Raw genomic sequence first — 11,144 nt, forward strand, 5'->3', positions numbered from 1 at the left:
CGTCCGGAGCGCCGGCGCCACCTCCGTACTCCTCCCCCGTCACGCCTGCGGCCGGCCACCTTCGTGGCCGGTCTCCAGGTAGAACGGGATGCCGGTCCTGCGGGCCCGGTCGGTGCCCGCGAGGCGGGCGAACTCGCGGGGTTCCATCTCCCGCTCCCACTCGTCGAGCGTGCTCAGGCGGTACGCGCTGTGCTCCTCGGGGTCGAGGACGACGCCGGCGATCTGCTCGTCCGTCAGCTCGCCGCCGTCGAAGACGAAACCGATGTGGTTGGCGGGCCAGTCCTCGCCCCGGTCGGTGACGAAGTGGGTGCCGAGCAGCCGCGGTTCGCCGGTGAAGGTGATCCCGGTCTCCTCGTGGCACTCGCGTACCGCCGTCTCCCAGGGGGTCTCCCCCGGGTCCATGTTCCCGCCGGGCCACTGCCACAGTTCGGTGTCGTAGCTGGCACGCAGCTGGAACGGGCGGCCTCTGGTGTCGGTGAAGTAGAGGCAGGCGTATGCCGTCGCTCTCGGCAGGGTCGCGACGTACTCGGCGGGCGGCAGCCAGGTGTTCGCCATGGGCGGCTCTCCTTCGACGGGCCGATGGGATCACGTTCATCCAAGCGGTCCGGGGGACGGCGCCGGGACGCTCGGGGGTGGATCACCGGATCGTGTGATCGGTTTCCCGCCGGTCCGTCCTTTGTCAGGTCGCCCCCGTCGGATCCCGGGTGTCAGGTAGCGGAGACGGGCCCCGCCTCGTAACCGAAGCCCTCGGGCGGGCGGGGTGGTCGGGCCGCTCCCCCGCGTGGAGTCAGACGCCGGTCGGGGAGTCGCGGCGCAGCCGCCGGTCGAGCAGGCGCTCGTGGACCAGGCGGCCGACGAGGGCGCTTCCGTACACGACGAAGCCGACGCCGACCAGCCACGACTGGAGGACGAGGACGGTGCCGAACTGACCGTACGTCACCGCGTTCGAGGCGATGAGCGGGGAGAAGACGAGCTGGGAGAAGACGCGCAGCCCGAGCAGGCCGAGCGCGGTCAGCACGGCTCCGGGGGCGAGGGCGCGCCAGCGGATGCGCCCGCAGAGCAGAAAGCGCTGCGACCACCAGAAGAAGAGGAAGGTGCCGACGAGGTCGCCAAGAGCAACGAGCAGGGTGACCCCCGCCGGGGAATCGGCCGGTGCGGGAGTGGCGACGAACAGGAGCAAGCAGGCGACGAGGACGGCCAGCCAGACGACGTGCCGCCACATGGTGTGCCAGCGGGCCGTGGGGAGGTCCCAGGCCCGCTCGTACCCGGTCTGAACGGCGGATCCGAAGGTGACGCCGAAGGCGGCGAGGGCGCCGAGGCCGAAGGCGGTGGTGCGTTGCAGGGCCTGCCCCGGCTGCCCGAAGAGCTCCTCGACCTCCTCCTCGGAGACCTCGGAGACGCCGAGGCCCTGGATGAGCCAGCGGGCGAAGCCCTGACCGCTGGCGAGGTCGGCCGCCGCGATGACGATGAGGAGCGGCACGAGGGTGAGCAGGCTGAGCGCGGCGAAGCCCATGGCGCGGTGCATGAGTTCCATGGCGCGGCCGCGGTTCCAGGCGAGCCCGACGGGTGAGACGAGGACGCGGGTGTGGAGGCGCTGGAACCAGTGGCCGTGTTCCTGACCGTGTGCGCGGTCAGGAACACGGCCGTGCTCGGGGCCGCGCTCGGCGGGGGAACCGTCGTGCGGCGGACCGGGTGTGGAGGGCATGCCTCGTGAGGTACCCGGCTGGGCGGTGGGCCATCGCAAGGGTGCGGCCGAACGGGTGCCGGGGCGGGCGGCGCCGGGGATGGTTCGCCCGGGGAGTTGCCCGGCCGGACGTCAGGGGGTGAGTGGTCGGGCGCCGGGGCCGGGGCGGACGGTGACGTCGCGGGCGGCGAGGACGGCCTGTTCCTCGCCGTCGCACTGGACGACGACGCGGACCGGGGCTCCGCAGTCGGTGTGCCGGATGTCGAGGACCGGACCCTCGGGTTCGCCCGCGTGGGTGTCACCCCACTGCTTCAGGGCCAGGAGTACGGGCCAGAGGTCGACGCCCTTGCGGGTGAGCCGGTACTCGTACCGGGTACGGGAACCGGGTTCCCGGTACGGCTCCGCCCGCAGCACTCCGGCCGCGACCAGCTTGCGGAGTCGGTCGGCGAGGACGGCCTCGGAGAGCCCGAGGTGCCGACGGAACTCGTCGTAGCGGCGGACGCCGTTGAAGGCGTCGCGCAGGATCAGCAGGGTCCACTTCTCGCCCACGAGGTCCAGGGCGCGGCGGACCGGGCAGTTCTCCGTGTCCGTCTCCAGCCACTTCATCGTCACACTGTAGCCACCTGACTGTGTCGTTGACAGTCAGCTTTCGGGACAGCTAGCTTCGCAGTACAGAGCCAGCTGAGCATCAGCCGGCCACGTCGGGCGGAGAGTGGTCATGGGGCGGTCGCGCACGGTCGAGTGGGAGGACGCCGGAGCCACCGCACGGGCCGCCGGGACGATGGCGGGCCTCGACTTCCTGCGGGAGATGGTGGCGGGACGCCTGCCGGGGCCTCCGATCGCGGCGCTCCTCGGCTTCGGCCTCGATGAGGTCGAGGACGGACGCGCGGTGTTCACCTTCGAGCCGGGCGAGGAGCACTACAACCCGATCGGCAGTGTGCACGGCGGGGTCTACGCGACCCTGCTCGACTCGGCGGCCGGCTGCGCGGTCCACTCGACGCTCCCGCTGGGCACCGCGTACACCTCGCTCGACCTGTCGACGCGGTTCCTCCGGCCGATCACGGTCGACACCGGCAAGGTGCGGGCGATCGGCACGGTGATCTCACGCGGGCGCCGGACCGCGCTCGCGGAGGCGGGCCTGTACGACGCGGAGGACCGGCTGCTCGCCCACGCGACCAGCACCTGCATGCTGTTCCCGGTCCCGGCGGCGGGCCAGGGCGGCACGCGCGCGTAGCGCCGGCCGGGCGGGGCTCGGACGGGACCGGGACCCGGTTCCGTCCGGCCCCCGCACGTGGTTCGCTCAGCGAAGTCCGGGGACCGGGCGGGTGCGGGTGCAGCCGTCCGGGGCGACGTCGGGGACGCCGTTGGCCTGGAGGGCGGCGCTCACCAGGGTGGCGAGCAGGTCGATGTCCGACCCCATGTCCAGACGGACCGTCACCCACCCCGATCCGGCGCGCAGACGGACCGCGCTCGACCCCAGGAGGGCCTGGCGCAGTTTCGCGACCATGGCGCGGGTGAGATGGACGTCGGCCTCGTGCTCGCCGTGGAAATGCACGATCTCCTGCGTCGCCGTACCCAGTCCGATCGCGGCGCCGCAATGGGCGCGGCCAGGGGTCAGCGAGGGCCAGCTCATCAGGCGTTCACTGGCATGCCAGGCCGTGTTCATACGAGGAGCGTGCCGGGCTCCGGGGCCGCGCACAAGCGTCCGGCCGGAAGAATCCCGCTGAGGGCCGAAACAAGCGGGAGGCAGGGGTGGGGTGACCGTGCGTCACGGCGTTCCGTGGGGTGGGCGTGACCCTGCGTCACCGGGGTGCACGCGCGCGGATGCGGGCGGCGAGCCCCCGGGTGGCGTACCCGGTCCCCCATTGCACCAGCGGGTGGCGCCCCCAGCGCGGCACGGACCTTGCGCGGGACGGTTGTGCGGCCGTGCCTGATCTGATCGAGTACAGCAGAGGCTACTGGCCAGTACGAGATTCCGCTCCCCGGGGGGACAGCCAATGACGACCGGTTTCTTCAGCTCCGTCGACGACGTCGCCGATCGGCTCGCCGCCACCGGCTATCTCGCTTCGCCCGCCGTCGCCACGACCGTCTTCCTCGCCGACCGCCTCGGCAAGCCGCTCCTCGTCGAGGGCCCGGCCGGCGTCGGCAAGACGGAGCTCGCCAAGGCGGTCACCGAGGTCACCGGCGCGCGTCTGGTCCGGCTCCAGTGCTACGAGGGCGTCGACGAGTCCCGCGCGCTCTACGAGTGGAACCATGCCAAGCAGCTCCTGCGGATCACGGCCGGGCGTGGCGAGTCCTGGGACGAGACGCGGACGGACATCTTCGGGGAGGAGTTCCTGCTCCCCCGCCCCCTGCTCACCGCGATCCGCTCCGAGCAGCCGACCGTGCTCCTCATCGACGAGACGGACAAGGCCGACGTCGAGGTGGAAGGCCTGCTCCTCGAGGTCCTCAGCGACTTCCAGATCACCGTCCCCGAGCTCGGGACGATCAAGGCGACCCGGCGCCCCTTCACCGTGCTCACCTCCAACGCGAGCCGGGAGCTCTCCGAGGCCCTGCGCCGCCGCTGCCTCTTCCTGCACATCGGTTTCCCCGAGGAGGAGCTGGAGCGCAGGATCGTCGCCCTCAAGGTCCCCGGCCTCGACGACGCCCTCGCCGCGTCCGTGGTGCGGGTCGTGGGGGCGCTGCGGGCGATGGACCTGCGGAAGGTGCCGTCCGTCTCGGAGACGATCGACTGGGCCCGTACGCTCCTCGCACTGGGCGCCGACCGGTTGGACGAGCACGTCGTACGCGAGACCCTGGGCGTCCTGCTCAAGCACCAGGACGACATCGTGAGGGCCGCCGCCAAGCTCGACCTGGACGCGGTGTGAGCGGGCCCGTCGACGGCGTGGCCGCCACCGCGTCGGCGGCGGCCGCGACCCGCCTCACCGGTCTGGTCGGTGCGCTGCGTGCCCATGGATTCGGGATCGGGACCGGCGAGACGGTGGACGCCGGGCACGCCCTGGAGGCCGTCGGCTTCACCGACCGGGAGCGGGTCCGCGAGGCCCTGGCCGCGACCCTGCTCCACGGCGAGCCGCAGCGTCCGGTGTTCGACCGTGTCTTCGACCTGTACTTCCCTCTCGGCCACACCCCGGCCCCGGAGGCGGACCGGAACGCCCCGCCGGGTCCGGCCGATCTCGCGGCCCTGCGCGAACGGCTGGCCGAGGCCCTCAGCACCGCCGACGGCGCCGCCCTCGACCGGCTCGCCGCCGAGGCGGTGGGCGGTTTCGGCGGCTACGGATCCGGGCCCGAGTCCGACGGCTGGTCCTCGTACCAGACCCTGTCCCGTCTTCGCCCCGAGACGCTGCTCGCCCGCGTGCGGGAGCGGCTCCGGGCCGGGCCGGGGACGGAGGGGCCCGAGTTCACCGAGCGGCTGCTCGACGACGAGATCCGGCGCCGCATCGAGGCCTTCCGCGAGCGGGTGCGGACCGAGGCACGGCGGCGCGTGGCCGAGCGCCAGGGCCGCGACCGGGTCGCGCGCCGCGCGGTCGCGGGCACGGCGGACACCGTCGACTTCCTCCTCGCCGGGCGGTCCCAGCTCGACGAGCTGCGACGGACGGTACGGCCGCTGGCGCGGAAGCTCGCCACCCGGCTCGCGGCCCGTCGGCGCCGGGCGTCGCGGGGGGAGATCGATCTCCGGCGGACGCTGCGCCGCTCGCTGTCCACCGGCGGCGTACCGGTGCGGCCGGTGCTGCGCCGGCGCCCTCCCCGGCGGCCGGAGCTGGTCCTGCTCTGCGACGTGTCCGGGTCGGTGGCCGGTTTCGCGCAGTTCACGATGTTGCTGGTGCAGGCGCTGCACGACCAGTTCAGCCGGGTACGCGTCTTCGCCTTCGTCAACCGGGTGGACGAGGTGACGGGGCTGATCGCCCGGGGTTCCGTGGATCCGGCCGGTCTCGGCGACCGCATCCTCACGGAGGCGGAGCTGACCGGATGGCACGGGCAGAGCGACTACGGGACGGCCCTGGGCGAGTTCGCGGACCGGTACGCCGAGGCCCTCGGCCCGCGCACCGTGGTCTTCGTCCTCGGGGACGCCCGGACAAACGGCTCCGACCCGAACCTCGCGGCCCTGAAACGGATCGCGGACCGGGCCCGGCGGGTCCACTGGCTCAACCCCGAGCAGCCCTCGCTGTGGGGAACGGGCGATTCGGTGGCACCGGCCTACGCCGGTCTCGTCGAGATGCGCCCGTGCCGGAACGCCCGCCAGCTGGGCGCCCTGATCGGTCGCCTGCTGCCCGTGTGAGCGCGCGCGGCACGACGGCGGGCAGCGGGCAGGAACCCTCCCCCGCGTGGCACCATCGGTCCATGGCCACCGGATCCGACCGTCCCGAGACCGAGTTCCCCCGCGCCATCGGCGCGCCCGCCACCCGTGCGCTCGCCGGGGCCGGGTACACCCGGTTCGATCAGCTCGACGGTGTTCCCGCCGCCGAACTCGCGGCCCTGCACGGTGTGGGCCCGAAGGCGCTGCGCGTGCTCGGCGAGGAGCTCGCGGAGCGCGGCCTTTCGCTGCGGTGAGTGCCCGTCGCGCCCACCGGGACCTCGGCTGTACGGCGGAAGGGGCCGCGAACTAGCGTGGCCACCATGGAACTCTTGGGAGAGATCACCGCCGACCGTCCGCTGCTCGTCCTCGCCGTCAAGGAGGAGGCGCAGTTCCTGGACACGGACCTGCCGGTGCTGCTGACCGGCATGGGCAAGGTGAACGCGGCGACCGCGCTCGCGCTCGCCCTGGGCCGCGGCCCGCGGCCCTCCGGGATCGTGAACCTGGGTACGGCGGGGGCGCTGCGTACAGGCATGACGGGAACGCATGTGATCGGCACCGTGGTGCAGCACGACTTCGACGGCCGGCTGCTCGCCACGCTGACGGGCGAGTCGTACGGCGCGCCGCTGACGCTCCCGGACGGCGGTGACACGGTCCTGGCGACCGGGGACACGTTCATCTCGGACGAGGCCGCACGCGCCCGGCTCGCCGAGCAGGCCGCTCTCGTCGACATGGAGGGGTACGCCCTGGCGCACGTCGCCGCGACCGCCGGGGTGCCGCTGCGGATCGTGAAGCACGTCAGCGACGAGGCCGGGGAGGGCGCGGCGCGCACCTGGCGCGAGTCGGTCGCCGACTGCGCGCGGGTTCTCGCCGACTGGGCGGCGGCGAACACCCCGTACCGCGTCTGAGGGGACCACCCGGGCGGCCGCCGAGTGGCGGCCGCCCGGGCTGAGGGCCGGTCAGCGGTGCTGGAAGTGGACCTCCGGGTTCGCCGGCGACGGGCCGTCGAGCAGCGGGCGCGGGAGCCCGCGCAGGTGCTGGTCGAAGAAGGCGGCGACGTACGTCCGGGTGACGGCGACGGCGCGGTCGGTGGGCAGCTCGGGCTGCGGCAGGCCGAAGTGGCCTGAGATCACGGGGCCGTCCGAGAAGGTGAAGTGCTCGGAGCCGGCCACGGTGACCCAGCGTTTCCACCCGTAGAGGCCGTTCCACGTCCGGTCCCAGGTGGTGTCCGTCCCCCCGGGCAGATGCGTGGCGTCGTGGGTCCCGAGCATCATGAACGGGCGGCCTCGCAGGCCCTCCGCCGGCAGCTCCTCCCAGAAGGACCCGTCCATGTTGATCCCGGCGTCGATGCGCGGATCGGCCACCATCGCGGAGGCCGCGCTCGCCCCGCCGATGGAGTGGCCCGCCATGCCGATCCGGCGGGCGTCGATCACGTCGGCGTGCTTCCAGACGGGCCGGGGCCCGGTGAGCCGGTCCAGGACGTAGCGCATGTCGGCGGCGCGGGTCGAGGTGACGACGCTGCCGTGCACGCCTCCTTCGTCGAGGGCCGTGCAGGCGACGCAGGTGAGGGTACGGCCGCCGGGGAGGCTGATCCCGTAGGACTCGTAGGCGTGGTCGACGGAGGCGACGACGTAGCCGCGGGAGGCGAGGTCCTCGGCGAGATGGGTGAGGGTCCAGCGGGAGACGCTGAAGCCCGGTGAGAGCAGCACCAGGGGGCGACGGCCCGGGGCGGGCCGCGCGTCGGTCCTGCTGTGGGTGCGCGTACGGGCGAGGACGTCGCCGGAGACGCCGGGCCCGAGCTGCTCGGCGAGCAGGCGCGCCTCCTCCCTGGTGGCGTACGGCGCGGGGCGGCCCCCGTCGGCGCGCGCGGCCGGGTAGTGGAGGGTGACCATGAGCGCGCGTCCGTCGGCGGTGGGAACCCACGGGTCGGTGCGGGACCGGTCGACGAGCGGGAGGACGGTGCTTCCGACGGAGTACGGACCGGTGGGCGCGGGCAGCGTGGCGGCCCTCGCCGTATGGGCGACCGCCGGCGGCGGGGTGTCGGGAGCGGCCGCGGTGGCCACGCCGGCGGGTAAGGCGACGGAGCAGACGAGGAGGGCGGCCACGGCCGCTCTGGTGATTCGGATCATGGGGCCACGCTAGAAGTCCCCGCCGCCCTGTCGCGTCCTGCTGCGGGCCCATGTGCCGTCAGCCCGGAGATGTACGCGCTCCGGTCCGGGCGACGTGAAGGCGGGCCCGGGCCACGTGGCGACGGCACGGGCGAACTCCCTTGCCGGCCGCGGCCGTCCGCCCGCCCGGCTCCCGGAACGGCCTTGACAGTGCGGAAGGCGGCCTGCCTAAGCTGAGGCACTCCCTTCCCGACCTCGGACGGGATCTCGGCCCGGACCTGCGGGGAGGCGGATGTGCGCGCAGCGAGCGCGGAGCCGCACGGCCCGCGTCCCGGACTCCGGCCGCGTGCGCGGCTCGTCTGCCGACGGCACGTCGACCTCTGCCGTACCTCCTCGGCCATCTGTCCTTCCCTCCGCGTCTGACCCCGCCCCCGCGGGTCCGCGCGTCCGCTGACATCCCGCCGCCCCGGCCCCGCGCCGTCGCGCCTCCGCGCGCCCGTGGGTCCTGCCGCGTGCCGCCGTCTTCCGGAAGGACTTCCCATGCCCCGCCCCGCCCTGCGCCTGGCCGTCGAGATCGACGGTGACGGTGCCCATCCGGCCGCGTGGCGCCGTGCCGCGCATTCCCCCGGCGAGCTGCTGACCCCGCGTCGGCTCGCCCGGGTCGCGGCCGTCGCCGAGAACGCCGGGTTCACCCTGGTCACCCTGGACGACTCGATTCTTCCGCCGGGTTCCGGCGCCGGTCCCGCGGGCCGGATCGGCGCCGTCGAGCGGGCCGCGTTCGTGGCCGCGTCGACGAGCGTCCTCGGGGTGGCCCCGGTCCTCGCGACCACCTACGCCGAGCCGTTCCACGTGTCCTCGCAGCTCGCCTCGCTCGACCACGTCTCGGCCGGCCGGGCCGGCTGGGTGGTGGGGGTCGAGACGGACCCCGCCGCCGCGCGTGCCTGGGGGCGGCCGCCGGTCGAGGGACCCGAGGCGACGGCCCGCGAGGCCCGCGACGGCCTCCGGGTCGTCCGGGATCTGTGGGACTCGTGGGAGGACGACGCGGTGATCCGGTCGGTGGCCACCAGCCGCTATCTCGACCGGTCGCGGCTCCATGCCATCGACTTCACCGGTGAGACGTACTCCGTGAAGGGGCCGTCGATCGTGCCGCGGCCGCCGCAGGGGCGGCCCGTGGTCCTCGCCCGCCCGGGGATCGTTCCGGCCGAGCTGACCGATGTGGCCCTGGTCGGCGGTGGCGGCGTCGCCGACGTGGCGGCGGCCGCGGAGGGCAGCGCGTCGCCGCGCGCCTTCGCCGAGATCGAGGTGGCTCTGGACACCCCGCACGAGTCGGCCGGGGAACGGGTCGCCGACCTGGAGCGGTACGCCCCGTGGACCGGCCGGCCGGACCGGCTGCGATACACCGGCCCCGCAGCCGGTCTGGTCTCCCTGCTCACGGAGTTGCACGGGCGGGTCGACGGGGTGCGGCTGCGTCCGCTCGTGCTCGACGAGGACCTCGCCGTGCTCTCCCGGCTCGTGCTGCCCGAGCTGTTCGTCCGGCGGCTCGCGACCCGGCCGCTGCCCGGCACCACCCTGCGTGCCTCCCTGGGCCTCCCCCGGCCCCTCAGCCGCTTCACCACGACCGGCAGTGCCGCCGCCACGCCCGTACGGGAGGAGACCCGATGACCCGCACCGATCCCGCCGACGTCCCCCGTCCGGACGCGCAGCTGCACTTCGGGGTGTTCTTCCAGGGCGTCAACCACTGGACGATCTGGTCGGATCCCGCAAGCGGCTCCCAGATCGATCCGGCCTCCTTCCTCCGCGTCGCGCGGACCGCCGAGCGCGGGCTCTTCGACGCCTTCTTCCTCGGGGACGGACTGCGGCTGCGCGAGTCGGAGGGCGGCATCCACGAGCTGGACGTCGCGGGCCGCCCGGACTCGATCACCCAGTTGGCGGCGCTCGCCGCCGCGACCGAGCGGATCGGGCTCGTCTCCACGTCCAACACGACGTTCAACGAGCCGGGCGATCTCGCCCGGCGCCTCGCCGGCCTCGACCTTCTGTCGGGCGGCCGGGCCGGCTGGAACGTGGTGACCACGCACAACGCCTGGACCGGGGAGAACTTCCGGCGCGGCGGCTTCCTCGACCACGCCGACCGCTACCGGCGCGCCGAGGAGTTCCTGTCGGTGGCGCGGGCCGTGTGGGACGGCTGGACGGAGGGTGCGGTGGCCGGGTCCGTCGACGCCCGCTCCTGGTCGGTGCCGGACGGGGTGGCACGCGTCCGGTCGAAGGGCGCGCACTTCGACGTCGACCTGGTCCCGACGCTGCCGCGCAGTACGCAGGGGCATCCGGTGATCTTCCAGGCGGGCGACTCAGGCGAGGGAAGGGACTTCGCGGCCCGGCAGGCGGATGTGGTGTTCTCGGCGCACGGTACGGACTTCGACGACGCGCTCGCCTTCGCCGAGGACATCCGGCGCAGGCTGCGGGCGGCGGGCCGGGCCGAGGACGCGCTGAGGATCCTGCCGGGTACGGAGATCGTCATCGGGGCCACCGAGAAGGAGGCGGAGGAGAAGGAGCGCTGGGTCCGCCTCGAACAGGTCACTCCCGCGGTGGCCCTCGGCATCGCGAGCCGGCTGTGGGGGTTCGACCTGTCGGGGCGGGACGCCGACGGGCCGCTGCCCGCCGAGGACCCGGTGGTCGCCGCGTACGACGGGAAGTTCGGGACCCGTCAGCTGGGCGAGACCCTGGACACGGTGGCCGAGTGGCGCGCGAAGGCCGAGGCCAACGGCTGGTCGCTGCGCGAGACGGTCATCGAGCTCGGTCCGCAGCGCGGCCATGTGGGGACCCCGGCCGGGCTCGCCGAGAAGTTCGCCCGGTTCGTCCGGCACGGGGCCCTCGACGGCTTCAACATCTCGCCGTACCTGGTGCCGGACGGTCTCGACGACATCGTGGAGCTGCTCGTGCCCGAACTGCAGGAGCGGGGGGTGTACCGGTCCGCGTACACGGGCACGACGCTCCGGGAGCATCTGGGGCTCGCCCCGGTGGTGTGACAGCCGGGTCCGGCCGGGTGGGGTGACACCCGGGGCGG

The 11,144-nt window shown here is 74.0% G+C and carries 13 protein-coding genes; 8 read left to right on the forward strand and 5 right to left on the reverse strand.

Annotated elements, in window-relative coordinates:
- Positions 1 to 39: 39 nt before the first annotated feature.
- The 3 genes from ACIP84_RS02375 to ACIP84_RS02385 all read right to left on the reverse strand — a co-directional run bounded on the left by ACIP84_RS02375 (position 40) and on the right by ACIP84_RS02385 (position 2,290).
- Complete coding sequence (locus ACIP84_RS02375) at positions 40 to 555, reverse strand: NUDIX hydrolase (RefSeq protein WP_355970263.1); 516 nt, start codon at positions 553 to 555, stop codon at positions 40 to 42.
- A gap of 232 nt (positions 556 to 787) precedes the next feature.
- Positions 788 to 1,705 carry a YhjD/YihY/BrkB family envelope integrity protein gene (locus ACIP84_RS02380; protein ID WP_401793515.1) on the reverse strand — a complete coding sequence of 306 codons (918 nt, stop codon included), beginning with the start codon at positions 1,703 to 1,705 and terminating at the stop codon, positions 788 to 790.
- Positions 1,706 to 1,816: 111 nt separating this feature from the next.
- Positions 1,817 to 2,290 (reverse strand): winged helix-turn-helix transcriptional regulator, encoded by a 474-nt coding sequence (locus ACIP84_RS02385; protein ID WP_401793517.1) that lies wholly within the window; start codon positions 2,288 to 2,290, stop codon positions 1,817 to 1,819.
- 112 nt (positions 2,291 to 2,402) lie between these two features.
- Here ACIP84_RS02385 and ACIP84_RS02390 point away from each other — a divergent pair, with 112 nt between their 5' ends.
- Entirely contained in the window at positions 2,403 to 2,918 is a 516-nt protein-coding gene (locus tag ACIP84_RS02390) for a PaaI family thioesterase (RefSeq protein WP_401793520.1), read from the forward strand.
- A 66-nt stretch (positions 2,919 to 2,984) separates the two neighbouring features.
- On the opposite strand, the gene ACIP84_RS02395 is transcribed toward ACIP84_RS02390, so the two are convergent.
- Positions 2,985 to 3,350, reverse strand: a complete 366-nt coding sequence (locus ACIP84_RS02395) for a luciferase family protein (RefSeq protein WP_355964730.1) — start codon at positions 3,348 to 3,350, stop codon at positions 2,985 to 2,987.
- A gap of 331 nt (positions 3,351 to 3,681) precedes the next feature.
- Between ACIP84_RS02395 and ACIP84_RS02400 the strand changes: the two genes are divergently transcribed.
- The 4 genes from ACIP84_RS02400 (at position 3,682) to ACIP84_RS02415 (ending at position 6,883) form a co-directional block, all read left to right on the forward strand.
- Positions 3,682 to 4,551, forward strand: coding sequence for an AAA family ATPase (locus ACIP84_RS02400; protein WP_401793523.1), 870 nt, complete (start codon positions 3,682 to 3,684; stop codon positions 4,549 to 4,551).
- The gene (locus tag ACIP84_RS02405; protein WP_401793526.1) at positions 4,548 to 5,960 is read left to right on the forward strand and encodes a VWA domain-containing protein; all 1,413 of its coding nucleotides are present in this window, start codon (positions 4,548 to 4,550) and stop codon (positions 5,958 to 5,960) included. Before ACIP84_RS02400 ends, ACIP84_RS02405 begins: the two co-directional genes overlap by 4 nt.
- A 62-nt stretch (positions 5,961 to 6,022) precedes the next feature.
- Positions 6,023 to 6,232, forward strand: a complete 210-nt coding sequence (locus ACIP84_RS02410; protein WP_355964733.1) for a DNA-binding protein — start codon at positions 6,023 to 6,025, stop codon at positions 6,230 to 6,232.
- 66 nt (positions 6,233 to 6,298) lie between these two features.
- Entirely contained in the window at positions 6,299 to 6,883 is a 585-nt protein-coding gene (locus ACIP84_RS02415; protein WP_401793529.1) for a nucleosidase, read from the forward strand.
- A gap of 51 nt (positions 6,884 to 6,934) precedes the next feature.
- Here ACIP84_RS02415 and ACIP84_RS02420 read toward each other — a convergent pair whose 3' ends face one another.
- Positions 6,935 to 8,104 carry an alpha/beta hydrolase family protein gene (locus ACIP84_RS02420; protein ID WP_401793531.1) on the reverse strand — a complete coding sequence of 390 codons (1,170 nt, stop codon included), beginning with the start codon at positions 8,102 to 8,104 and terminating at the stop codon, positions 6,935 to 6,937.
- Positions 8,105 to 8,377: 273 nt separating this feature from the next.
- Here ACIP84_RS02420 and ACIP84_RS02425 point away from each other — a divergent pair, with 273 nt between their 5' ends.
- The 3 genes from ACIP84_RS02425 to ACIP84_RS02435 all read left to right on the forward strand — a co-directional run bounded on the left by ACIP84_RS02425 (position 8,378) and on the right by ACIP84_RS02435 (position 11,106).
- Positions 8,378 to 8,506, forward strand: a complete 129-nt coding sequence (locus ACIP84_RS02425; RefSeq protein ID WP_355964737.1) for a putative leader peptide — start codon at positions 8,378 to 8,380, stop codon at positions 8,504 to 8,506.
- A gap of 117 nt (positions 8,507 to 8,623) precedes the next feature.
- Positions 8,624 to 9,745: an LLM class flavin-dependent oxidoreductase gene (locus tag ACIP84_RS02430; protein ID WP_401793534.1), complete on the forward strand. Its 1,122-nt coding sequence runs from the start codon at positions 8,624 to 8,626 to the stop codon at positions 9,743 to 9,745.
- The gene (locus tag ACIP84_RS02435) at positions 9,742 to 11,106 is read left to right on the forward strand and encodes an NtaA/DmoA family FMN-dependent monooxygenase (protein ID WP_401793537.1); all 1,365 of its coding nucleotides are present in this window, start codon (positions 9,742 to 9,744) and stop codon (positions 11,104 to 11,106) included. The genes ACIP84_RS02430 and ACIP84_RS02435 overlap by 4 nt, the downstream gene beginning before the upstream one ends.
- Positions 11,107 to 11,144: the final 38 nt, after the last annotated feature.

The sequence above is a fragment of the Streptomyces sp. NPDC088707 genome, assembly GCF_044752725.1.
Taxonomy (GTDB): domain Bacteria; phylum Actinomycetota; class Actinomycetes; order Streptomycetales; family Streptomycetaceae; genus Streptomyces.

Bases quoted from the DNA above. Each gene is read 5' to 3' on its own strand.
- ACIP84_RS02375 (WP_355970263.1), bottom strand. From the start codon at position 555: ATGGCGAACACCTGGCTGCCGCCCGCCGAGTACGTCGCGACCCTGCCG.
- ACIP84_RS02380 (WP_401793515.1), bottom strand. From the start codon at position 1,705: ATGCCCTCCACACCCGGTCCGCCGCACGACGGTTCCCCCGCCGAGCGC.
- ACIP84_RS02385 (WP_401793517.1), bottom strand. From the start codon at position 2,290: ATGAAGTGGCTGGAGACGGACACGGAGAACTGCCCGGTCCGCCGCGCC.
- ACIP84_RS02390 (WP_401793520.1), top strand. From the start codon at position 2,403: ATGGGGCGGTCGCGCACGGTCGAGTGGGAGGACGCCGGAGCCACCGCA.
- ACIP84_RS02395 (WP_355964730.1), bottom strand. From the start codon at position 3,350: ATGAACACGGCCTGGCATGCCAGTGAACGCCTGATGAGCTGGCCCTCG.
- ACIP84_RS02400 (WP_401793523.1), top strand. From the start codon at position 3,682: ATGACGACCGGTTTCTTCAGCTCCGTCGACGACGTCGCCGATCGGCTC.
- ACIP84_RS02410 (WP_355964733.1), top strand. From the start codon at position 6,023: ATGGCCACCGGATCCGACCGTCCCGAGACCGAGTTCCCCCGCGCCATC.
- ACIP84_RS02415 (WP_401793529.1), top strand. From the start codon at position 6,299: ATGGAACTCTTGGGAGAGATCACCGCCGACCGTCCGCTGCTCGTCCTC.
- ACIP84_RS02420 (WP_401793531.1), bottom strand. From the start codon at position 8,104: ATGATCCGAATCACCAGAGCGGCCGTGGCCGCCCTCCTCGTCTGCTCC.
- ACIP84_RS02430 (WP_401793534.1), top strand. From the start codon at position 8,624: ATGCCCCGCCCCGCCCTGCGCCTGGCCGTCGAGATCGACGGTGACGGT.
- ACIP84_RS02435 (WP_401793537.1), top strand. From the start codon at position 9,742: ATGACCCGCACCGATCCCGCCGACGTCCCCCGTCCGGACGCGCAGCTG.